Annotated in this window: 17 protein-coding genes and 1 pseudogene; 7 read left to right on the top strand and 11 right to left on the bottom strand. The window is 69.8% G+C overall.

The annotated features are described in order from the left end of the window. Window positions 1-2: 2 nt before the first annotated feature. The 10 genes and pseudogenes from OHT76_RS39445 to OHT76_RS39400 all read right to left on the bottom strand — a co-directional run bounded on the left by OHT76_RS39445 (window position 3) and on the right by OHT76_RS39400 (window position 10707). Window positions 3-931 (bottom strand): annotated as a pseudogene (locus tag OHT76_RS39445) (sigma-70 family RNA polymerase sigma factor). After that, entirely contained in the window at window positions 928-1671 is a 744-nt protein-coding gene (locus OHT76_RS39440) for a PIG-L deacetylase family protein (protein WP_328875673.1), read from the bottom strand. Before OHT76_RS39440 ends, OHT76_RS39445 begins: the two are co-directional and overlap by 4 nt. 21 nt (window positions 1672-1692) lie before the next feature. Further along, window positions 1693-2994: an alpha/beta fold hydrolase gene (locus OHT76_RS39435; protein WP_328875672.1), complete on the bottom strand. Its 1302-nt coding sequence runs from the start codon at window positions 2992-2994 to the stop codon at window positions 1693-1695. 101 nt (window positions 2995-3095) lie between these two features. Next, window positions 3096-4121 (bottom strand): LacI family DNA-binding transcriptional regulator, encoded by a 1026-nt coding sequence (locus tag OHT76_RS39430; RefSeq protein WP_328875671.1) that lies wholly within the window; start codon window positions 4119-4121, stop codon window positions 3096-3098. An 84-nt stretch (window positions 4122-4205) separates the two neighbouring features. Beyond that, entirely contained in the window at window positions 4206-5636 is a 1431-nt protein-coding gene (locus tag OHT76_RS39425) for a BNR repeat-containing protein (protein WP_328875670.1), read from the bottom strand. A gap of 49 nt (window positions 5637-5685) precedes the next feature. Then, the gene (locus tag OHT76_RS39420; protein WP_235472834.1) at window positions 5686-6006 is read right to left on the bottom strand and encodes an L-rhamnose mutarotase; all 321 of its coding nucleotides are present in this window, start codon (window positions 6004-6006) and stop codon (window positions 5686-5688) included. 17 nt (window positions 6007-6023) lie between these two features. Beyond that, window positions 6024-7106, bottom strand: a complete 1083-nt coding sequence (gene rhaS, locus OHT76_RS39415; protein ID WP_328875669.1) for a rhamnose ABC transporter substrate-binding protein — start codon at window positions 7104-7106, stop codon at window positions 6024-6026. Between the two features lie 40 nt (window positions 7107-7146). Beyond that, window positions 7147-8160 (bottom strand): ABC transporter permease, encoded by a 1014-nt coding sequence (locus tag OHT76_RS39410; RefSeq protein WP_328875668.1) that lies wholly within the window; start codon window positions 8158-8160, stop codon window positions 7147-7149. Then, window positions 8153-9193 (bottom strand): ABC transporter permease, encoded by a 1041-nt coding sequence (locus OHT76_RS39405; protein ID WP_328875667.1) that lies wholly within the window; start codon window positions 9191-9193, stop codon window positions 8153-8155. The genes OHT76_RS39410 and OHT76_RS39405 overlap by 8 nt, the downstream gene beginning before the upstream one ends. Beyond that, the gene (locus OHT76_RS39400) at window positions 9190-10707 is read right to left on the bottom strand and encodes a sugar ABC transporter ATP-binding protein (protein ID WP_328875666.1); all 1518 of its coding nucleotides are present in this window, start codon (window positions 10705-10707) and stop codon (window positions 9190-9192) included. The genes OHT76_RS39405 and OHT76_RS39400 overlap by 4 nt, the downstream gene beginning before the upstream one ends. A 272-nt stretch (window positions 10708-10979) precedes the next feature. On the opposite strand from OHT76_RS39400, the gene rhaI reads away from it, so the two are divergent. The 6 genes from rhaI (at window position 10980) to OHT76_RS39370 (ending at window position 18710) form a co-directional block, all read left to right on the top strand. Next, the gene (gene rhaI, locus OHT76_RS39395) at window positions 10980-12140 is read left to right on the top strand and encodes an L-rhamnose isomerase (protein WP_328875665.1); all 1161 of its coding nucleotides are present in this window, start codon (window positions 10980-10982) and stop codon (window positions 12138-12140) included. Between the two features lie 139 nt (window positions 12141-12279). After that, window positions 12280-14319 carry a bifunctional aldolase/short-chain dehydrogenase gene (locus OHT76_RS39390; protein WP_328875664.1) on the top strand — a complete coding sequence of 680 codons (2040 nt, stop codon included), beginning with the start codon at window positions 12280-12282 and terminating at the stop codon, window positions 14317-14319. Window positions 14320-14327: 8 nt separating this feature from the next. Beyond that, entirely contained in the window at window positions 14328-15755 is a 1428-nt protein-coding gene (locus OHT76_RS39385; RefSeq protein WP_328875663.1) for a rhamnulokinase, read from the top strand. A gap of 71 nt (window positions 15756-15826) precedes the next feature. Further along, a complete protein-coding gene (locus OHT76_RS39380; RefSeq protein WP_328875662.1) occupies window positions 15827-16582 on the top strand; it encodes a (Fe-S)-binding protein in 756 nt (251 codons plus the stop codon). Continuing rightward, the gene (locus OHT76_RS39375; protein WP_328875661.1) at window positions 16579-18057 is read left to right on the top strand and encodes a LutB/LldF family L-lactate oxidation iron-sulfur protein; all 1479 of its coding nucleotides are present in this window, start codon (window positions 16579-16581) and stop codon (window positions 18055-18057) included. Before OHT76_RS39380 ends, OHT76_RS39375 begins: the two co-directional genes overlap by 4 nt. Beyond that, window positions 18054-18710, top strand: a complete 657-nt coding sequence (locus OHT76_RS39370; protein WP_328875660.1) for a LutC/YkgG family protein — start codon at window positions 18054-18056, stop codon at window positions 18708-18710. Before OHT76_RS39375 ends, OHT76_RS39370 begins: the two co-directional genes overlap by 4 nt. On the opposite strand, the gene OHT76_RS39365 is transcribed toward OHT76_RS39370, so the two are convergent. After that, window positions 18683-21766 carry a family 78 glycoside hydrolase catalytic domain gene (locus OHT76_RS39365; protein WP_328875659.1) on the bottom strand — a complete coding sequence of 1028 codons (3084 nt, stop codon included), beginning with the start codon at window positions 21764-21766 and terminating at the stop codon, window positions 18683-18685. The genes OHT76_RS39370 and OHT76_RS39365 overlap by 28 nt on opposite strands. Before the next feature lie 226 nt (window positions 21767-21992). Between OHT76_RS39365 and OHT76_RS39360 the strand changes: the two genes are divergently transcribed. Continuing rightward, window positions 21993-23147: an ABC transporter ATP-binding protein gene (locus tag OHT76_RS39360; protein WP_328875658.1), complete on the top strand. Its 1155-nt coding sequence runs from the start codon at window positions 21993-21995 to the stop codon at window positions 23145-23147.

The raw sequence follows: 23147 nt of genomic DNA, 5'->3' as shown, positions 1-23147 counted from the left end.
GCTCAGTCCCCCAGGTCAGGCAGGTCCAGCCGGGCCAGCCGCTCGGGGTCGGCCAGGATGTACATGCCGGTGATGCGGCCGTCGGCGATGGTGAGGCCGGTGACCGACAGCAGCTGTCCCTCGGGCGCGTTGAGCATGCCGATCTCGCCGTTGACCACCACGAACTGGGCGTACTGCGCGAACTGCCGGAACAGCATGGCCTGTTCGGCCACCGGACGCGCTCCGCGCACCAGCTTCGACGCCGCCGCGCCGCCGACCAGCGGCCCGGAGTCGGCCCTGAGCACGATCTCGGGGTCGAGGAGTTCGAGCAGGGCGTCGAAGTCCCCGGCCCGGCAGGCCGCCATGAACGCGTCGAGGACCTGGCGCCGCCGCCCGAGGTCGGGCTCGGTCGACGGGGCGGCGCCCTTGACCCGGCGCCGGGCCCGGCTGGCCAGCATGGGGGTCCCCCCAGGCCGTTCAGGCACTGGGGGAGGGTCGCGGCCGGGCTGCGCTCCACGATCAGCGCGATGTCGTCGAACGGCACCGCGAACATGTCGTGCAGCACGAACGCCAGCCGCTCGGCGGGCTCCAGCGTCTCCAGCACCACCAGCAGAGCGAGGCCGACCGAGTCGGCCTGGAGCACCTCCTGCTCCGGGTCGATCTGCGACAGCGGCCGGATCACGGGATCCGGGACGAAGGTGTCGTCCAGGGGGTCCTCGCGGCGTGTCGTGCGCGAGCGGAGCATGTCCAGGCAGACCCGGCCGACCACCGTGGTCAGCCAGCCGCCGAGGTTGCGGATGTCGTCGGTGTCGCTGCGGCTCAGTTTCAGCCAGGCCTCCTGGACGGCGTCCTCCGCCTCGGCGAGCGAGCCGAGCATGCGGTAGGCCACCGCGTTCAGCCGGTCGCGGTGCTCCTCGAGGCGCTCGGCCAGTATCGATTCCTCGGTCGTCATCGGCCGAACACCTCGAACGCCACCGCCGGCCTCCCGCCGAACCGCTCCCCCGTCGCCTCGGCGTACTTGGTCAGGAAGCCGCGCGCGTACGTCTCCGGGTCCTCGTCCGTCAACGCCTCGATGTAGGTGCGGTGTTCGAGCAGCGAGCGCACCGCCCGCTCCAGACCGGGCGTGGCGTCCACGGCGTGGGTGGGCGTGCTCGACCCGGCGACGGCGACCCAGCGGACTCCGGCCCAGGGCTCCAGGCCCTGCTCGACGAGTTCGGGGAAGATCCACCGGTTCCCGGCGTCGCCGGCCGCGTCCAGGGTGGCGTGTCCCACCGCCACATGGTCGGGGGTGTTCCAGGCGACGCCGCCCCAAGTGTCCCGGTGATTGAGGGTGATCACCAGCTCGGGACGATGACGCCGGATCGCCGCCGCGATGTCCCGGCGCAGGGCGGTGCCGTACTCGATCACCCCGTCCCGGTGGTCGAGGAACTCCACCACCGACACCCCGACCACCGCCGCACTGGCCCGCTGCTCACGCTCCCGCACCGGGCCGCACTGCGCGGGTTCCAGGGTGTCGATGCCGGCCTCGCCCCGGGACGCCAGGACATAGGCGATCTCCCTGCCCTGGTCGGTCCACGCGGCGACGGCCGCCGAGCAGCCGTACTCCAGATCGTCCGGGTGCGCCACTACCGCGAGTGCGCGCTGCCAGTCGTCGGGCATGGGCCGGAGTTGCGTGATCAACTGATCGGTCATGCCCGCAGATTAACCCCGCTGTCACACCTCGTCGCGGGTCAGCGCCAGCAGCCGGTCGAGGACGCGGGGGCCGCCGGCGCGCACTCCGTCGTGGTCGAACTCGTCGGTGACCCAGGTGCGCAGGCCGCGGATGGTGCGGGCGGTGGCGAGGGAGTGGGCCGTGTCGACGTACATGTCGTCGTGGTAGACGGCCGCCGCGACCGGGATCTCGTTGGCGGCGAGGCGGGCCGGGTCGTACAGGGGTGTCCAGTCGGTGCGGGCGGCCAGGAGACCGGCGGTCTCGCGCAGCGGGCGCAGGGCCGGGTCGCAGTCGAACATCCAGGGGTGGACGGTCTCGCCGGTGAACAGCAGCGGCTCGTCGCCCGCGAGGGTCTTCGCCGCGTCGAACTGCGGGAACTCGGCGCGCACACGCTCGGCGGACCAGGCGGTGGGGCGGGCGTCCTGGCCGTAGATCGCCTCGTGGACGAGGGCGTACAGGGGGTGGCTCGCGTACGACAGCAGGCCCTGGGCCTCCTCCTGGAAGGCGTCCGAGAGGACCATGCCCTGCGGGGTGCGGACGAAGGCGTGCTCCAGGAGGTAGTGCAGGCGGTGGCTGCCCTCGCCGCCGCCGAGGACGATGCCGAGGGACTGGAAGGCCTCGGCAGTGAACCGGTAGCCGTTCGGGAGCACCACCTCGTGGTGGAGCAGGTGGTCGGCGATACGGCGGGCCCGCTCGACGTCCTGCGGGTAGCGGGCGTAGTGGGCGGTGACCTTGCGCTCGATGCGGGGGTAGGCGGCGCGGTAGACGTCGTCGGCGTGGCCGTCGAGGGAGGGCAGGCCGCCGGTGATGATCGCGGTGCTGAGGCCTTCGGGGGCGGTGGACAGGTAATTGACCGTGCAGAAGCCGCCGAAGCTCTGGCCGAGGACGGTCCAGGGGGCGCCACCGGTGACGGCCGGGCGGATCGCCTCGCAGTCCCGGACGATCGAGTCGGCGCGGAAGTGCGTGAGGTAGTCGGCCTGCTCGGCCGGGCCGCCGCGCAGCGGGAGCGTCTGGCGGTTGGCGGGCGTGGAGTGGCCGGTGCCGCGCTGGTCGAGCAGAAGGACGCGGTACTCCTTGAGGGCGCGGCCGAGCCAGGCCTGCTTGCCGACGAACCGGTTCGCCCCGAAGCCGGGGCCGCCCTGGAGGTAGACCAGCCACGGCAGGTTCTGGTGCACCCGGTCACCGGCGACCACCTCACGGGCGTAGAGCTCGATGGTCTCCCCCGCCGGGTCGTCGTGGTCGAGGGGCACGGTGAAGTGGCGGTCGGTGAGGACGACGCCGGGCTGGCGGTAGGTCGCGGTCAACAGGGCTCCCGGGACGGACGGATGTGCAGGCGCGTCCCAGTTCAGCACATGGGCGTCCGATATCCGATCCCCGGGATCATGAAATCGTACTGAACGCCGGATCAGCGGGCGGACAGACTGGAGCGCCGCACCACCAGCTCGGGCTGGAGCACCACCCTCCGGTGCTCGTGGCGGCGCGCGCCGCCCTCGCTCTCCGTCTCCTCCAGCAGCAGGTCGGCGGCGAGGGCGCCCATGGTGACAGCGGGCTGGCGGACCGAGGTGAGGGGGACGGCCGCGGCGGCGGCGAACTCGATGTCGTCGTAGCCGACGATGGCGAGGTCGTCGGGGACGCTGACGCCGGCCGCGTACATGGCCTGCAGGACGCCGAGTGCGAGCAGGTCGTTGGCGCAGAAGACGGCGGTCGGGCGGTCGGCGAGGCCCAGGAGGCGGGCGCCGGCGTCCCGGCCCGCGGCGACGTCGAGGCGCTCGGTGGGCAGTTCGCGCAGCACTTCGGGGCCGAGGCCGGCCTCGGCGAGCGCGGACAGCGCGCCGGTGCGGCGGTCGCGGACCTGGTTGAGGCTGGGCGGGCCGCTGACGTAGGCGATGGAGCGGTGTCCGGCGTCGACGAGGTGACGGACGGCCAGCGCGCCGCCCGCGACGTCGTCGACGGAGACCGAGCACTCGGTGGTGCCCTCGGCGACCCGGTCGACGAGGACGAAGGGGATGCCGTGCCGCCGGAATGTCTCGATGTTCCGCCCGGTGGCGTCGGCCGGGGTCAGCAGCACCCCGCGCACCCGCTGCTCGGCGAAGAGCGACAGGTACTCGGCCTCCTCGCTCGCGCTCTGCGCGCTGTTGCAGACCATCACGCCGAGCCCGGCCTCACGCGCCGCCCGCTCGGCGCCCCGCGCCACGTCGACGAAGAAGGGGTTGCCCATGTCGAGGACGAGCAGCCCCATGATCCGGCTGCGGCCGGCGCGCAGCTGGCGCGCGGACTCGCTGCGGACATAGCCCAGCCGGTCTATCGCGGACTGCACCCGCGCCCGGGTCTCGGTCGCGACCGTGTCCGGACGGTTGATGACGTTCGAGACCGTGCCGACGGAGACTCCGGCGGCGCGGGCAACGTCCTTGATACCCACCGACTGGGACATCGGGCAGGGACCTCCAGTAAGACGCGATCGGACGTGGGGCGGCGGGAAGGCACATTACCGTCAAGCCGCCCACACCGGCCCCGATCAGGCAGGCAGACGGAAGTTGAGGTTGCGCAGCGCCGAGGGCGTCGTACCGCTGGACTTCTCCTGGTACATGATCGACAGGAAGTTGTCCTGGCCGATCCGCGTCTCGTCGATGACGACCTCGCCGAATGCGTTCAGCCCGGCGGTGACGCCGTCGTACAGCATCGTCCAGTCCGTGTACCCGGAGGCCTTTGAGGCTCCGGCTATCCGGCAGAAGGGGAAGATCGCGTACGCGTTGTCGTACTTGTCCAGGATCAGCTTGGTGCGCTGGCTGGAGTTCAGCGGGACCGGGATCTCGGTCTTCTGCCAGGTGCCCGAGGCGTTCTTGCGGACGTGGAAGGCGCGTCCGTTGGCGGTGCGGTCGGTGACGTAGTTCGTGGTGCACTGGCCGAAGCGGCCGGGGACGTAACTGATGATCGCGTGCGGCAGGCCGGCGGAGTCCGTGAATTGGCTCTCCTGGTTCATCAGGGAGTGGTCCGGGTTCAGCGGGTCCACGACGAGCCCGGCGTCGGTGACGGCGACCTTGTCGGAGCCGCCCGTGGTGCCGACGACGGTGCCGGCGTTGTTGCGCCAGGTGCGGCCGCGGTCGTCGGAGTAGACGTAGCCGGTGTCGTGGTTGGTGATGCCGCCGCCGTTGCACATCACGGCGCCGTTCTGCTCGCGCCAGGTGAAGAAGGAGTGCAGGCGCCCGTTCCTGTCGTAGTCGATGCCGTGCAGGTACATGTTGCGGGCCGTGGAGGAGCCGTGCTCGCTGGTGTACGTGCCGGTTGAGCTGGTCCACTCGCCGAGGTTGGTCCAGCTCGTGCCGTCGTACTCGGCGAGCGCGTTGCGGCCGTTGCCGGAGATGGCGACGCGGTAGCTGAGTTGCAGCCGGCCCTCGGGGGTCGAGACGAACTGCGGGTAGGTGAACTGTGAGGTGAGGGCGAGCCCGTCCAGCGTGGACTGCGGTGCGCCGAAGCGGCTCGTGGTCCAGCTCAGACCGGCCGGGTTGTCCATGAGACCGGCGACCGACTTGACGTAGGTGAAGCCATCGCTGTGCGAGTCCATATTGAGGTGGAGGCGGCCGTCCACCTTCGAGATCCCCATCGAGATGACGTTGTGGGAGTCGTTGTAGCGGAGCGTGTGGCCGACCTTGACCGTGGACCAGGTGCTGGAGCCGAGGACGCGGCGGCCGACGACGGCGTTGCGGTCGGCGGTGTACCAAACGGCGTACTGGTAGCCCTTGTAGGTCAGCAGGCCGTTCTTCTGGAAGGCGTTGTTGTTGACCAGGCCGTCGTACGACACGAAGAAGAGCGCCTGCGTGTCGAGCGTGGTCGTGCCGGTCAGGGTGACCGAGGGCCCGGGGTCGGCGGCCCGGGCGGTGCCGGACGTGAGGGCGGGGGTAATCACGGCTCCAGCGAGGGCGGCGCCCAGCAGAGTACGTCTCTTCATCTCGGGGGACTCCATTGTCGGCGAGGTGCGGGAAGCGGGAAGAGCGGGGTCAGGCGAGGTGGAACACTTCCGTGAGCGGTTTCATGGCCTCGTCGGGCCGGGCGCCGTCCAGCGACTCGAAGAACGGCGCCATCTCCGCCTGCCAGCGGGCGTTGACCTCGGCGGCTTCCATGCCGGCCTGGGCGGCGGCAAAGTCCTCGGTCTCCAAGTAGCCGACCAGCAGGCCGTCTTCACGCAGGAAGAGCGAGTAGTTGTGCCAGCCGGTGGCCGAGAGCGCGTCCAGCATCTCCGGCCATACGGCGGCGTGCCGCTCGCGGTACTCGTCGAGGCGGTCCGCCCGGACCTTCAGCAGAAAGCACACACGTTGCATCAACAGCCCCCTGTCGATCAGAAGTTGAACTGGTCGATGTTGTCCTTGTTGAACACGGTCGGCTTGCCGAGGCTGATCACGCCGTCCTTGCCGATCGTGTACTCGCCCATGTCACCGGCGGTGAAGGTCTCGCCCTCCTTGCCGGTGATCTGCCCGGACACCAGCGCGACGGCGGTACGGGCGGCCAGCTCGCCCAGCTTCGCCGGGTCCCACAGCTCGAACGCGTCGACGGTGCCGTTCTTGACGTACTTGCGCATGTCGTTCGGGGTGCCGAGGCCGGTCAGCTTGACCTTGCCCTTGTACTTGGAGCCGGACAGGTACTGGGCGGCGGCCTTGATGCCGACGGTGGTCGGGGAGATGATCCCCTTCAGGTTCGGGTACTCCTGGAGCAGGCCCTGGGTCTGCTGGAAGGACGCCTGCGCGTCGTCATTGCCGTAGGCGACCTTGACCAGCTTCATGTCCTTGTACTTGGGATCCTTGAGCTCGTCCTTCATGAACTCGATCCAGGTGTTCTGGTTGGTCGCGGTCTGCGCGGCGGACAGGATCGCGATCTCGCCCTTGTAGCCGAGCTGTTCGGCGAGCAGCTGCACCTCGGTGCGGCCCAGGTCCTCGGCGGAGGCCTGCGAGACGAAGGCGTTGCGGCAGTCGGCCTTGGTGTCGGAGTCGTAGGTGACGACCTTGATGTCGTTCTTCATGGCCTGCTTGAGCGCGGTGCACAGGGCGCCGGGGTCCTGCGCCGAGACGGCCATGGCGTCGACCTGCTGCTGGGTGAGCGTGTTGACGTAACTCACCTGCCCGGCGGTGTCGGTGGCGCTGGAGGGACCGACCTCCTTGTAGCTGGAGCCCAGCTCCTTCACGGCCGCCTCGCCGCCCTTGTCGGCGGAGGTGAAGTAGGGGTTGTTGACCTGCTTGGGCAGGAAGCCGACGGTCAGCCCCTTCTTGAGTTCGGCATTCGGGTCGGCCTTGCCGGCGGTGGCGGCGGAGGCGTCCTCGTTGGCGACGTCTTCCTTGGTGGTGCCGCCACAAGCGGTGAGGGCGAGGGCGAGGGAGGTGGCGGCGGCGAGGGCCGCGCAGGAACGACGGAGGGATGACTTGCGCATGACGGCTCTTCCTTACGGGAGGCTGGGGTGAGCGGAGGGTTTACGGGGTTGGGGTGGGGGCCTTGGGCACCGGTGCGGGGGCGGCTGCTCTGCGTCCGGCCCGTGCGACGGCGACCTGCCGTGCGACGCGGGGGCCGAGCACGGAGAGCACGAGCAGCACACCGGTGACGAGGATCTGCGACTGGGCGGACACGTCCTGAAGGCTCATCACGTTCTGGAGCGCGCCGAGCAGGAACACACCGGCGATCGCGCCGCCGAGCGTCCCCTTGCCGCCGTCGAAGTCGATGCCGCCGAGCAACACCGCCGCGACAACGGAGAGCTCAAGCCCCGTGGCGTTGTCATAGCGGGCGCTGGCGTAGTGCAGGGCCCAGAAGATACCGGTGAGGGAGGCCATCAGGCCGGTCAGCGTGAACAGGATCAGCTTCTGGCGCTTGACGCGGATGCCGGCGAACCGCGCGGCCTCCTCGTTGGCGCCGATCGCGAACAACGACCGCCCGAACGGCGTGGCGTGCAGAGCGACCACAGCGATGGCGAGCAGCACCAGGAAGGGCAGGAAGGCGTACGGGATGAAGGTGTCGCCGATCCGTCCGGCCGCGAAGTCCAGGTACTGGGTGGGGAAGTCGGTGACCGCGTCGGAGCCGAGCACGATCTGTGCGATGCCCCGGTAGGCGGCGAGGGTGCCGATGGTGACGGCGAGGGACGGGAGCCCCAGCTTGGTCACCAGCAGACCGTTGATCAGTCCGCACACCACACCGAGCAGCAGACAGATCGGAATGATCGCTTCGATCGTCATGCCCTGGTTCCACAGGGCGCCCATCACGGCGCCCGACAGACCGGCGGTGGAGGCGACCGAAAGATCGATCTCGCCCGAGACGACCAACAACGTCATCGGCAGGGCGATCAACGCGATCGGAAGAGTGCTCCCGATCAGGAACGACAGGTTGAACGAGTTTCCGAAACCGTCGACCAATCCGAAGGACAGCAGGAGCACGACGATCAGGAGGGCGCCTACCACCGTGTCCCAGCGGATCGCGCGCGTCAGGGAGTCAGGCATGGCGGGCGTTCCTCTTCTTCAGGGCCGAGGCCACGCGCAGCGCGACGATCCGGTCGACCGCGATGGCGAGGATGAGCAGGATGCCGTTGATGGCGAGCACCCACACCGAGCTGACGCCGAGGGCGGGCAGCACGCTGTTGATGGAGGTCAGCAGCATCGCGCCGAGGGCGGCGCCGTAGACGCTGCCGGAGCCGCCGGTGAAGACGACACCGCCGACCACGACCGCGCTGACGACGGTGAGCTCGTAGCCGTTGCCGGTACCGGAGTCGACGTTGCCGAACCGGGCCAGGTACATCGCCCCCGCGAGGCCCGCGAGGGCGCCGCAGAAGGTGTACGCGGCGAGGATCCGCTTTCTGACCGGGATACCGGCCAGGCGGGCGGCCTCCGGATTGGAGCCGAGCGCGTACAGCTCACGCCCGCTGCCGTAGTGCTTGAGGTAGTACGCGGTGGCCACCAGCACCGCCAGCGCGATCAGCGCCAGCCACGGCACCGCGGAGAGACCGCCGGAGCCGAAGTCGACGAAGCCGTCCGGCAGGTCGGCCGCCGTGATCTGCCGGGAGCCGACCCAGATCGAGTCGATACCGCGGATGATGTACAGCGTGCCGAGGGTGACCACGAGGGCGGGCACCTGGCCGAGGCTGACGAGGAGGCCGTTGAGCAGGCCGAAGCCCATGCCCATCAGGACCGCGAGCAGTACGGCCACGACGGAGTTTCCGCCGCCCTGGAGATAGGTACCGGCGGCGAAGGCGCTGATGCCGAGCGTCGAGCCGACCGAAAGGTCGACATTGCGGGTGATGACGACCAGGGACTGGCCGACGGCGACCAGCACCAGGATCGTCGCGTTGAGGAGCAGATCCTTGATGCCCTGCTCGGTGAGGAACTCGCTGTTGCCCGCCTGGGTCACGGCGATCATCACCAGGAAGACGACCAGGATGGCCAGTTCGCGCATCTTGAAGACGCGGTCGACCAGCCGGGTGCCACTGGACTTGGGCACCTCGGCGACGGGGGCTTGCTGAGGGGTGGTCACCGTCATGCGGCGGCCCTCCCCGTGGCTGCGGCCATCACGGTTTCCTCGGTGGCTTCGGAGCGTGCGATCTCGGCGGTCAGCCGGCCCTCGTGCATCACCAGCACGCGGTCGGCCATGCCGAGGATCTCGGGCAGGTCGGAGGAGATCATCAGGACGGCGACCCCGTCGGCGGCGAGCTGCGAGAGCAGCCGGTGGACCTCGGCCTTCGTGCCGACGTCGATGCCACGGGTCGGCTCGTCGACGATCAGCACCTTGGGGCCGGTGGCCAGCCACTTGGCCAGGACGACCTTCTGCTGGTTGCCGCCGGAGAGCGTGTTCACGGTGTCGGCGATCCGGGCGTACTTCACCTGGAGCTTGACGGCCCAGTCGAGGGAACGGCTGCGTTCGGCGCCGCGGTCCATGAGTCCGGCCTTCACGGTCGTACGCAGTCCGGTCAGGCCGATGTTGCGCTCGATGGACATGTCCATCACCAGGCCCTGGGCACGCCGGTCCTCGGGGACGAGGGCCAGCCCGGAGGCCATGGCGGTGGAGGGGGCGCCGTTGGTCAGGGCCCTGCCGTCGACGGAGACCTCGCCGGCGTCCCAGCGGTCGATGCCGAACACGGCCCGGGCGACCTCCGTACGGCCGGCTCCGACGAGTCCGGCGAGGCCGACGATCTCGCCGCGCCGGACGTCGAAGGAGACGTCGGTGAAGACGCCCTCGCGGGTCAGGCGGCGGACGCTGAGGGCGACCTCGCCCGGCTCGACGTCCTGCTTGGGGTAGAGCTCGTCGAGGTCGCGGCCGACCATCCGGCGGACCAGGTCGTCCTCGGTCATGCCGTCCAGCGGCTCGCTGGCGATCCAGGCGCCGTCGCGCAGGGTGGTCACCCGTCGGCAGATCTGGAAGATCTCCTCCAGCCGGTGGGAGATGAAGAGCACCGCGGCGCCCTGTCCACGCAGGGTGCGTACGACGCCGAAGAGACGGGCGACCTCGCTGCCGGTGAGGGCGGCGGTCGGCTCGTCCATGATCAGGACCCGGGCGTCGAAGGAGAGCGCCTTGGCGATCTCCACGATCTGCTGATCGGCGATGGACAGACCGCGCGCCGGGCGGTCGGGGTCGAGCTCGACGCCGAGGCGCTGCATGAGCGCCAGGGTGGCCGCGTGGGTGGCCTTGTGGTCGATCCGGCCGAGGGCGCGGCGGGGCCGGCGGCCCATGAAGATGTTCTCGGCGATCGACAGGTCCGGGAAGAGGGTCGGCTCCTGGTAGATCACGGCGATGCCGGCATCCCGGGCATCGCCGGGGCCGTGGAAGACGACGGGTGCGCCATCGAGCAGCACCTGGCCGGCGTCCGGTCGGTGCACTCCGGCGAGTGTCTTGATGAGGGTCGACTTGCCCGCGCCGTTCTCTCCGGCGAGGGCATGCACCTCCCCGGGAAACAGCTCCAGGGAGACGTCCCGCAGGGCGCGGACCGCGCCGAAGGACTTCGAAACGTCCCTCAGCGCAAGAACCGGGGCCGGACCCGTGGTGGACGGGTGGGTCATGGGGGCTCCTCGACGACGTCGGCGGGACGGCCCTCGCGACGTCGTGAAAGGTTTCAACTTGGTTGCCGGGACGTTAGACACGCCGCCCATGTCACGTCAATGGGTTCGTATCGAAAAAGTTTCGATGAATGAAGGTCACGGCGGAGTCACGAGCAACAGCCTTGGGCTTGGGGCTTGACACCCCTCCGGGTGGCTCATAGCTTCCCGTCTTGAATCGTTTCACAGTGATGCGTTTCTGAAGACTTTCCGTCCCGACGTCACAGGAGCCCTAAGTGACCGACCTCGCAGCGGTGAAGGCCGCGCTCAAGACCCAGGCCGTCGAGACGCCGTCGTGGGCGTACGGGAACTCGGGGACCCGGTTCAAGGTGTTCGCCCAGCAGGGCGTGCCGCGGACACCGCAGGAGAAACTGGAGGACGCGGCCCAGGTGCACGCGCTCACGGGTGTGGCGCCGACGGTGGCTCTGCACATCCCCTGGGACAGGGTCGAGGACTACACGGCTCTCGCCAAGTTCGCCGAGGAGCGGGGGGTGAAGCTGGGTGCGATCAACTCCAACACCTTCCAGGACGACGACTACAAGCTCGGCAGCATCTGCCATCCCGAGGCGGCGGTGCGCCGTAAGGCCGTCGATCATCTGCTGGAGTGCGTCGACATCATGGACGCGACGGGCTCCACCGATCTGAAGCTGTGGTTCGCCGACGGGACGAACTATCCGGGGCAGGACGACATCCGTGCGCGGCAGGACCGGCTCGCCGACGGCCTCTCCGAGGTGTACGCACGGCTGGGCGACGGGCAGCGGATGCTGCTGGAGTACAAGTTCTTCGAGCCGGCGTTCTACACGACGGATGTGCCGGACTGGGGTACCGCTTATGCCCACTGTCTGAAGCTGGGTCCGCAGGCGCAGGTCGTCGTCGACACCGGACACCATGCGCCGGGGACCAACATCGAGTTCATCGTCGCCACGCTGCTGCGGGAGGGGAAGCTCGGCGGGTTCGACTTCAACTCGCGGTTCTACGCCGACGATGACCTGATGGTCGGGGCCGCGGATCCCTTCCAGCTGTTCCGGATCATGTACGAGGTGGTGCGTGGGGGCGGGTTCACCTCCGACGTCGCGTTCATGCTCGACCAGTGCCACAACATCGAGGCGAAGATCCCGGCGATCATTCGGTCGGTGATGAATGTGCAGGAAGCGACGGCCAAGGCGCTCCTGGTGGACCGCGTCTCTCTTGCCGAGGCGCAGGCTTCCGGTGATGTTCTCGGGGCCAATGCGGTGGTGATGGACGCGTACAACACCGATGTGCGGCCGCTTCTTCGTGAGGTGCGGGAGGAGATGGGGTTGGACCCCGAGCCTCTTGCTGCGTATGCGCGGTCCGGGTGGGCCGAGAAGATCGTTGCTGAGCGGGTTGGAGGGGAACAGGCCGGTTGGGGCGCGTGAGCGTCTGCCCGGTTCTGTTCGTTGCGGGGTGCGGGCTGTATGTGGCTGGTCGCGCCCACGCGGCGGAGCCGCATATCGACACTGCCCCGCGCCCCTAGGGAAGTGCACTCGCCCTTTTTCAAGAAGTAAGGAATTTTCCATGGCTATCCATCCCGAAGCCGCCGCCCTCCTCGCCCGGTCCCATCGGCTCGGCTCCGACCCCCGTAACACCAACTACGCCGGCGGCAATGCCTCCGCCAAGGGCACCGACACCGACCCCGTCACGGGGGGTGATGTGGAGCTGATGTGGGTCAAGGGGTCCGGTGGGGATCTCGGGACGCTTACCGAGAGCGGGCTGGCCGTGTTGCGGCTGGATCGGATGCGGGCGCTCGTCGATGTGTATCCGGGCGTCGAGCGTGAGGACGAAATGGTCGCCGCCTTTGATTACTGCCTGCACGGCAAGGGGGGCGCCGCTCCGTCCATCGACACCGCCATGCACGGGCTGGTCGAGGCCGCTCATGTCGATCATCTGCACCCTGACTCCGGGATCGCGCTCGCTTGTGCCGCTGACGGGGAGAAACTGACCGCCGAGTGCTTCGGGGACACCGTGGTGTGGGTCCCGTGGCGTCGTCCCGGGTTCCAGCTCGGGCTCGACATCGCCGCCGTGAAGGCCGCCAACCCGCAGGCCATCGGGTGCGTCCTCGGCGGCCACGGCATCACCGCCTGGGGTGATACCTCCGAGGAGTGCGAGCGGAACTCGCTGCACATCATCCGGACCGCCGAGGCGTTCCTGGAGGAGAAGGGGAAGGCGGAGCCCTTCGGGCCCGTCATCGAGGAGTACGAGGCTCTCGGCGACGGCGCGCGCAAGGAGCGGGCCGCGGCACTCGCGCCCTACCTCCGTGCCGTCGCCTCTCAGGACAAGCCCCAGGTCGGACACTTCACCGACTCCGACGCCGTCCTCGACTTCCTCGCCCGCGCCGAGCACCCCCGGCTCGCCGCGCTCGGCACCTCCTGCCCCGACCACTTCCTGCGGACCAAGGTGCGGCCGCTCGTTCTCGACCTGCCGCCGACCGCGCCGCTCGACGAGGCCATCGCCCGGCTCAAGGAGCTGCACGCCGAGTATCGGGAGGAGTACGCCGCCTACTACCAGCGGCACACCCTGCCCGACTCCCCCGCGATGCGCGGCGCGGACCCGGCGATCGTGCTCATCCCCGGTGTCGGCATGTTCTCCTTCGGCAAGGACAAGCAGACGGCCCGGGTGGCGGGTGAGTTCTACGTCAACGCCATCAATGTGATGCGGGGCGCCGAGGCGGTGTCGTCGTACGCGCCGATCGAGGAGTCCGAGAAGTTCCGTATCGAGTACTGGGCCCTTGAGGAGGCCAAGCTTCAGCGGATGCCGAAGCCCAAGCCGCTCGCGACTCGGGTCGCGCTGGTGACCGGGGCCGGCAGTGGGATCGGGAAGGCCATCGCGCATCGGCTGGTCGCCGAAGGTGCGTGTGTCGTCGTCGCCGATCTCAATGCCGAGAACGCCGCCGCCGTCGCCGAGGAGTTGGGCGGTTCCGACAAGGCCGTCGCCGTCACCGTGGATGTGACGGACGAGCAGCAGATCGCCGACGCCTTCAAGGCCGCCGTGCTCGCCTTCGGCGGGGTCGACCTCGTCGTGAACAACGCCGGGATCTCCATCTCCAAGCCACTGCTGGAAACTTCGGCCAAGGACTGGGACCTGCAGCACGACATCATGGCCCGCGGGTCCTTCCTGGTGTCGAGGGAGGCCGCCCGCGTGATGATCGCGCAGGAGCTGGGCGGCGACCTCGTGTACATCGCCTCCAAGAACGCCGTCTTCGCCGGTCCGAACAACATCGCCTACTCCGCCACCAAGGCCGACCAGGCTCATCAAGTCCGGCTGCTGGCCGCCGAGTTGGGCGAGCACGGCATCCGTGTCAACGGCGTCAACCCGGACGGCGTCGTACGCGGCTCGGGGATCTTCGCCGCTGGTTGGGGTGCCCAGCGGGCCGCCGTGTACGGGGTCGAGGAGGAGAAGCTGGGTGAGTTCTACGCCCAGCGCACCATCCTCAAGCGGGAGGTCCTCCCGGAGCATGTCGCCAATGCCGTCTTCGCCCTCACCGGCGGCGACTTGACGCACACCACGGGGCTGCACGTCCCGGTCGACGCCGGCGTCGCGGCCGCCTTCCTGCGGTGAGCGGGTCCATGAAGTCGTACGCCGCGGTCGACCTCGGCGCGTCCAGCGGACGTGTCATGGTCGGCCGCGTCGGGCCCGACAGCCTGGAGCTGAGCGAGGCGCACCGGTTCGTGAACCGGCCGGTGCGGGTGCCGGAAGGGCTGCGGTGGGACATTCTCTCGCTCTACGGCGGCGTCTTGGACGGACTCCGGGCGGCGGGCCAGGTGGACTCGGTCGGCATCGACAGCTGGGCCGTGGACTACGGGCTGCTGGACGCGGACGGGGCGCTGCTCGGCAATCCCGTGCACTACCGGGACGCCAGGACCGAGGGCGTCGCGGAGAAGGTGTGGGCGACCGTGCCCGCCCCCGAGCTGTACGCCGCGACGGGACTGCAGTACGCGCCCTTCAACACCCTGTACCAGCTGGTGGCCGATCATCTCGCCGGTGCGCAGCGCCTGTTGCTCATCCCCGATCTGCTGACGTACTGGCTCACCGGCGAGCAGGGCACCGAGCTGACCAACGCCTCCACCACCCAGCTGATCGATCCCCGGACCCGCGACTGGTCGTACGACATCGCCGCCAGGGTCGGCATCGACCTGGACCTCTTCGCACCGCTGCGGCAGCCCGGCGACCCGGCCGGCGTGCTGCGGCCCGAGGTGCTGGAGGAGACAGGGCTCGCCGGGCCGGTGCCGGTGACAGCGGTCGGTTCGCATGACACCGCGTCCGCCGTGGCCGCCGTCCCGGCCGCCGCCGGTGAGCGGTTCGCGTACATCTGTACGGGGACCTGGTCGCTGGCCGGCATGGAGCTGGACGCGCCCGTCCTCACCGAGGAGAGCCGGGCCGCCAACTTCACCAATGAGCTGGGGCTCGACGGCACGGTCCGCTACCTGCGGAACATCATGGGCCTGTGGCTGCTCCAGGAGTGCCTGCGCGCCTGGGGCGAGCCGGATCTGGGCGGGCTGCTGCTCCAGGCGGCCAAGGCGCCGGCGCTGCGGTCGGTCGTGGACGCGGGCGACGCGGCGTTCCTCGCGCCGGGCCGGATGCCGGAGCGGATCGCCGAGGCCTGCCGGAACTCCGGGCAGCCGGTGCCCGAGTCGCCCGCCGAGATCACGCGCTGCATCCTCGACTCGCTCGCGCTGGCCCATCGCAGGGCCGTCGCGGACGCCCAGCGGCTGGCCGACCGGCCGGTGGATGTCGTGTACATCGTCGGGGGCGGCACCCGTAACGCCCTGCTCTGCCAGCTCACCGCCGACGCCTGCGGGCTGCCGGTGGTGGCGGGTCCGACGGAGGCGGCGGCCCTCGGCAATGTCCTGGTCCAGGCGCGCCCGCACGGCCTCGTCCGTGACCTCGCGGACGGGCGGCAACTGCTCACCCGTACCCAGCCGTTGACCCGGTACGAGCCACGGGGCGACGCCGCCCGGTGGCGGGAGGCGGCGGCCCGGCTCGCCCACGGGTGAGCGGGGTCTCCCCCGGGCCGCGACCCCGCATTACCCTGCACTCATCCGATGATCGACGACAAGGAGCCGCGATGCGTGTCGCTCTGTTCCTGACCTGTGTCAACGACACGCTCTATCCGGACACCGGGCGCGCCGTGGTGAAGCTGCTGACCAGGCTCGGTGTCGAGGTCGACTTCCCGATGGCCCAGACCTGCTGCGGGCAGGCGCACTACAACACCGGCTACCGGCATGGCGCGGAGCCACTGGCCCGGCATTTCTCCGATGTCTTCGGAGAGTACGAGGCGATCGTCACCCCATCCGGGTCGTGCGGGGCGATGGTGCGGGAGCTGTACCCGCGGATGGGCGAGCGGGCGCGGGCGGAAGGGCGCGGGGACACCCTCGCGGCCACCCTCGCGCCCGTGGTGCCGAAGACCTACGAGCTGACGGAGTTCCTGGTGGATGTGCTGGGGGTGACGGACGTCGGGGCGTACTACCCGCACAAGGTGACCTACCACCCGGCCTGTCACGGCCTGCGCGGACTCGGTCTCGCCGACAAGCCCCAGCGGCTCCTCCAGGCCGTCAAGGGTCTTGAGCTGGTCGAGCTGCCGGGCGCCGACGAGTGCTGCGGCTTCGGCGGCACCTTCGCCGTGAAGAACTCCGATGTCTCCGCGGCGATGGGAGCCGACAAGGTGCGCAACGCCGAGTCGACGGGCGCGGAGGTGCTGTGCTCGGCCGACAACTCCTGTCTGATGCACATCGGCGGGACCATGGCCCGGCTCAGGACCGGGATGCGGCCCGTCCACATCGCCGAGATCCTGGCCAGCACGGAGGAGGAACCGGCCGTATGAGCGGGACATTCGTAGGCATGCCGGCCTTTCCGAAGGCGGCGCACGAGGCCGTGCACAACCAGACCCTGCGCGGCAATCTGCGCCACGCCACCCACACCATCCGCGGCAAGCGGGCGAAGGCCGCGGCGGAACTCGACGACTGGGCGGAGCTGCGGGACGCCGGCGCGCGGATCAAGGACCATACGCTGCGTCATCTCGACCGCTACCTCGTGCAGTTGGAGGAGTCGGTCACCGCGGCGGGCGGCACCGTCCACTGGGCCACCGACGCCGACGAGGCCAACCGGATCGTCGCGGACCTGGTGAAGGCGACCGGGGAGTCGGAGGTCGTCAAGGTCAAGTCGATGGCCACACAGGAGATCGGGCTCAACGAAGCCCTGGAGGCGGAGGGCATCCGCGCCTACGAGACCGATCTCGCCGAGCTGATCGTCCAGTTGGGCAAGGACCGGCCCTCGCACATCCTGGTCCCCGCGATCCATCGCAACCGGGGCGAGATCCGGGACATCTTCGCCCGCGAGATGAGCGAGTGGGGCCGTCCCGCCCCCGAGGGCCTCACCGACACCCCCGCCGAACTCGCCGAAGCCGCCCGCCTCCACCTCCGCGAGAAGTTCCTGCGCGCCAAAGTCGGCATCTCCGGCGCCAACTTCATGGTCGCCGACACCGGCACCCTCGTCGTCGTGGAGTCCGAGGGCAACGGCCGCATGTGCCTGACCCTCCCCGAGACGCTGATCTCCGTCGTCGGCATCGAGAAGATCGTGCCGACCTGGCAGGACCTGGAGGTCTTCCTCCAGACCCTCCCCCGCTCCTCCACCGCAGAGCGCATGAACCCGTACACGAGCACATGGACGGGGACCACGGATGAGGACGGGCCGCAGAACTTCCACCTCGTCCTCCTCGACAACGGCCGCACCGACACCCTCGCCGACGAGGTCGGCCGCCAGGCCCTGCGCTGCATCCGCTGCTCCGCGTGTCTCAACGTCTGCCCGGTGTACGAGCGGGCGGGCGGCCATGCGTACGGCTCGGTCTATCCCGGCCCGATCGGCGCCATCCTCAGCCCCCAACTCCGGGGCACCGCAAGCGAGATCGACGCCTCCCTGCCGTACGCCTCATCACTGTGCGGCGCCTGCTACGAGGTGTGCCCGGTCGCCATCGACATCCCCGAAGTGCTGGTGCATTTGCGGGAGCGGGTCGTGCAGGGCGGGCAGGTCATACAGCGCGGCAACAAGGTCGTGCTGAAGCCGGCGAAGGGGCACGCCGCAGAGCGGGCCGCCATGCGGGCGGCGGGCTGGGCCTTCGCCCGCCCGGCGGCCCTGCGCACCGGCCAACGGCTCGCCTCTCGCACCCGGCGCCTGCATCCGCGCAGCCTGCCCGGTCCCGGCAAGGCGTGGAGCGACACACGGGACCTGCCCGCGGTGCCGCCCGAGCCGTTCCGGGACTGGTGGAAGCGGACGCAGGGTGGAAAGGACGGCGCCAAGTGAGCAGCAGGGAACGGATCCTGGGCCGGGTGCGGCGCGCGTTGGCCGACGTGCAGGGCGAGGACGCCCCGATCGAACGCGCCTATCTGAGGGAGCACGGGGAGCGGAGTGTCGAGGAGACGGTGGATCTGCTCGCCGAGAATCTCGCGGACTATCGGGCCGTCGTACACCGGTGCTCGGACGAGGAGCTGCCGTACCTCATCATGCGGTTGCTCGCGGAGCGCGGACCGCAATATGTGCTCGTGCCCCCGGGCCTGCCGCCGGAGTGGATGTCGGCGGCCGACCCCACGCGGGTGCACGATCGCGCGGTCAGCACACCGCACGAGCTGGACAAGGTGGAGAGCGTGGTCACCGGCTGCGCCCTCGCCATCGCCGAGACCGGCACCCTCGTCCTCGACGGCAGCCCCGACCAGGGCCGTCGCCGGATCACCCTCGTCCCCGACCACCACATCTGCGTCGTACGGGTGCCGGAGCAGGTCGTCTCCTCCGTGCCGCAAGCGCTCGAACTCCTCGACCCGGCCCGGCCGTTGACCTGGATCTCCGGTCCTTCGGCGACCAGTGACATCGAGCTGGACCGGGTCGAGGGGGTGCACGGTCCGCGCACCCTGGAGGTGGTGCTGGTGAGCGGTCAGGCGAGCGCGGACGAGAGCGCGTAGCGGCCGGAGGGGAGTCGGTAGGAGGCGATCCCGTCGGCAACCCCGAGGTACTTCACGCCCTCCGCGCGCGACAGAGGTGTCCGGCCCTCGCGGACGGTGTCCGGGTCGGCGGTGGGCAGACGCAGGGTCGCGGTGCTGTTCGCGGGCACCGTGGCCCGGTAGGTGAGCCTGCCGTCCGCGACCGTCCATTCGCTGACGATCTCGCCGTACGGTGACCGGTGTGAGCCCCTGACCTGCGTGATTTTCCCGGTCGGGTCGAGGTGCGGGCGCAGGTGGAAGTGCTTGAAGCCGGGGTGGGCGGGGTCGCTCGCGATGCCGGCCATGCTCTCGTACATCCACTCCATGATCGCGCCGTAGGAGTAGTGGTTGAACGAGTTCATGTCGACCGGGCCGAAGCCGTCCTCCTTCGAGTACGAGTTCCAGCGCTCCCAGATGGTGGTGGCGCCGTTCTGCACGGAGTACAGCCAGGACGGCATCGCGTCCTGGTGGAGCAGCTTGTACGCGAGGTCGGCGCGGCCCTCGTCGGTCAGCACCGGGGCGAGGACGTTCACGCCGAGGAAGCCCACGGCGAGGGTGTTCTCGGCGTAGTCCACCCGGGTGCTGTCGGGGTGGGCGGCCTTGTACGCCTCGTCGTTGCCGATGTTCTCGGCGAGCAGGGTGACAAGTGCGCGGCGCTGGGCCTCGGTGTCGTAGAAGCCGAGTTTGAGGACCCAGAGCAGGGCCGTCTGGCTGTCGTCCTCGGTCTTGCCGCCCGTCCACGGCGGCGGGTTGCCGAGGCTGGAGCGCACGGTGAGGGTGCCGCCGTCGGTGCTCAGATACTTGGCGACGAACGTCCGCTTGATCCGCGCGAAGAGGTCCTCGTACGCCTCGCTCTCGGCGGTGCGGCCGGTGGCGCGGGCCATGTCGGCCATGAGGCGGGCGCTGTAGCCGTAGTAGACATCGCTGATGAGCTGGGTGCTGGTCTGCTGGAACGCCAGCCAGTCGCCGAAGATCGCGCCCTGTCCGGCGTAGGTGTCGCCGGTGCGCTCACGGATCCAGTCCAGGTACGCCTTCATCGCCGGCCAACTCCGGTCGATGACCGTGGTGTCGCCGGACATCTGCCACACCGACCAGGGGACGACCACACCGCAGTCCGCCCAACCGCTCGCGGGGACGGGCTGGTTGTAGCGGGCACCCGGGGCAATCCAGGTGAACTGGGCCTGGTCCTGGCCGTAGGTGCGCTGCGAGTCGATCAGCATGTCCTGGAAGTGGCTGAGGAAGTTGACCGCGTCGGCGTTGAACAGGCCTGTCTTGGAGAAGAGTTGGGTGTCGCCGGTCCAGCCGCAGCGTTCGTCGCGCTGGGGGCAGTCGGTGGGTACCCACAGGTAGTTGCCGCGCTGGCCCCAACGGACGTTGCTGATCAGCTGGTTGATGTCGGAGTCGTCGGTGGTGATCGTGCCGATGTCCTTCAGCGCCGAGGTGGCGACCCGGCCGGTCAGTTCGGTGAGGGTGACGGTGGCGGTCGTGGTGACGGAGGCGTAGCGGAAGCCGTAGAAGGTCAGCGAGTCCTGGTGGGTCTCGCCGTCGGGGTCGCCCTTGAGGGTGTATGTGCTGGTGGCTTTGGCGCTGCGCAGGTTGGCGCGGTAGACGGAGCCCACGGGGCCGTCGGCGCCCGCGCTGTCGTCGTTGAGCATCTCGCCGAATCTGAAGGTGACTTCGGCGCCCTCGGGTCCGCGCAAGGTGTAGCGCGGGACGCCGACCATGTTCTGGCCGAGGTCGAAGACCGCGGTCTCTCCCGGGCGCAGGGTGACATCGGTGGCGGTCGTGCGGTCGGGGTCGACGACGATACGGCCCTTGCCCTCCCCGCTCACCCCCGTGTACACGCTGACCGACTGCGGGGGCCGGTCCCACTCGGGCACCAGGCGGGCGCTCTCGCCGGGGTAGGCGAGCAGCCGGGAGTCTGGGAACCGGGTCGCGAAGTCGTGTTCCTCGACGGCCGACCAGGCGGAGGCGTCGAAGCCGTTCGCCGTCCAGCCCGCCAGCTCCTTGCGGGCGTCGTAGGTCTGCCCGTCGTAGATGTCGTCGGCGCGGTAGGGGCCGGTGTCCGTCGCCCGCCAGTCGGTGCCGGGTGCGGTGACGACGGTCTGGGTGGAGCCGTCGGTGTAGCGGATCAGGAGCTTGGCCTTGAGGACGAGGCGGTTGCCGTCGGCGGAGTAGTAGGCGCTGTTGTCGGAGATCCGGCCGTTGTACCAGCCGTTGCCCAGCACCGCGGCGAGGGTGACCTGCCGCTCCCCGGCGAGCAGTTCGGTCACGTCGTAGGCCAGGTAGCTGATGGTCGTGTCGTAGTTGGTCCAGCCCGGGGTGAGCAGTTCCTGGGTGGTTCCGTTGCCGTGGGGCACGGTCACGCGGTGGCCGTTGACGTGGGCGTCGTACACGCCGAGGGCGGAGATGTAGAGGCGGGCCGCACGGACGGGCCGGTCCTTCAGGGCTGCTTGGCGCCGTAGCAGAGGGGCGCCGGGGCTGTTCGGTGCCTTGCCGGCCATGGTGATCCAGCGGGCGCCGTCCCAGCCCTGCACGCCGTCGGTGCTGAGCAGGCCCGTCTCGAAGTGGGCGGTGGGGGCGCCGCCGATCGCGCGGCCGTTCTCGTCCCAGACGCGGACCGTCCAGTGGTAGCGGGTGGCGGGGCGCAGCGGCTTGCCCCCGTAGCGCACGGCCACCGAGTCCGCGGCGGTGACGCGCCCGCTGTCCCATACGTCGGCGCGGCCGTTCGCCAGCCGCTCCGGAGTGGACGCCACCAGAATCCGGTACGCCGTCTGCCGTCGGCCCCGCACCGGCGATTCCGTGCGCCAGCCGAACCTCGGGCGCTGCGCGTCCACGCCGAGTGGGTCGGTCCGGTGCTCGACGGTCAGTCCGGTGACCGCGTTGCGCTGAGCGGTGGGTGCCGCCGACGCGGGCGCCGCGCCGCCGATGCCGCCCGCGAGGGCGACCGGTACAGCGCCCAGGGCGGTGGTGAGGACGGTTCTGCGGCGCACGGTCCTGCCGTTGCCGCCGTTCGTGCTGTCGACTCCGTCGGTCATGCCGTTGTCCCTTCGGCTCGCTCGGAGTTGTATCGATTCAGCTCGGTCGGCGGTTGAAGCTAGTGGCAGTTGTGGCGCGTGTCCACAGCTTGAGCAGCGAAATAGTTCGACAGATTCAGACAGAACCAATCGGCAAGCGAGGCTTGATTGAAACCGTTCAAAAACGGAGTCCGCCATTCGGCAGCGCTGGAGGGTCGGGTTCCGGCCAGGCCGTTAGTGTGCGGACATGATCCGGTTCGAGCAGGTCAGCAAGCGGTATCCGGACGGCACGACGGCCGTGGACGGGCTCAGCTTCGAGGTGAACGAGGGTGAGCTCGTGACCCTCGTGGGACCGTCCGGCTGCGGCAAGACGACGACCATGATGATGGTCAACCGGCTGATCGAGCCGACCTCCGGGCAGATCTTCGTCAACGGCGAGGACGTCATGACGGTCGACCCGGTGCGGCTGCGCCGGCGAATCGGGTACGTCATCCAGCAGGTCGGGCTCTTTCCGCACCGCACGATCCTCGACAACACGGCGACCGTACCGACGCTGGTCGGCTGGAAGCGGGCCAAGGCGCGGGCCCGGGCGGCGGAGCTGCTCGATCTCGTGGGGCTCGATCCGAAGACGTACGGGCCGCGCTATCCGGATCAGCTCTCGGGCGGGCAGCGGCAGCGCGTGGGCGTGGCACGGGCGCTGGCCGCCGATCCGCCGGTGCTGCTGATGGACGAGCCGTTCGGGGCGGTGGACCCGGTGGTGCGCGAGCAGTTGCAGGACGAGTTCCTGCGGATGCAGGCCGCTGTGCGCAAGACGGTGCTGATGGTCACGCACGACATCGAGGAGGCCGTACGTCTTGGCGACCGGATCGCGGTGTACGGACAGGGGCGCATCGAGCAGTACGACACGCCCGGGGCGGTGCTCGGGACGCCGGCGACGCCGTATGTCGCGGAGTTCGTGGGCGCGGACCGGGGGCTGAAGCGGCTGTCGGTGACCGAGATCGAGGCGGACGATCTGGAGCAGCCGCCGGTCGCCCGGCCGGAGGAAGCGGGGCCCGCTGTGGCCGAGCGGCTGCGGGCGGAGGGTGGGCGGTGGGTCGTCGTGCTCGACGACGCGGGCGAGCTGCACGGCTGGGCCGGGGTGGACGATCTCGAGGCGGGCGGGGTCGTCGGCGATCACGCGCACCGGATGAACGCGTGGGTGCCGGTGGGGGCGCCCCTGAAGCAGGCGTTCGGGGTGATGCTCCAGCACGACGCCGGTTGGGTCGCTGTGCTGGAGGGGGCACGCTTCCTGGGCGTACTGACCCCGGCGAAGCTGCACGAGGCGCTGCGCCGCTCGGTGGACGCGGACGCGCTCGGTGTGCCGCGGGATCAGGTGCGGTTCGACTCCGTCGCGGACGCGTGA

This window comes from Streptomyces sp. NBC_00287 (assembly GCF_036173105.1).
GTDB lineage: Bacteria > Actinomycetota > Actinomycetes > Streptomycetales > Streptomycetaceae > Streptomyces.
Note: the sequence above shows the minus strand (reverse complement) of the source record. Positions and strands in the feature narration are given on the sequence as shown.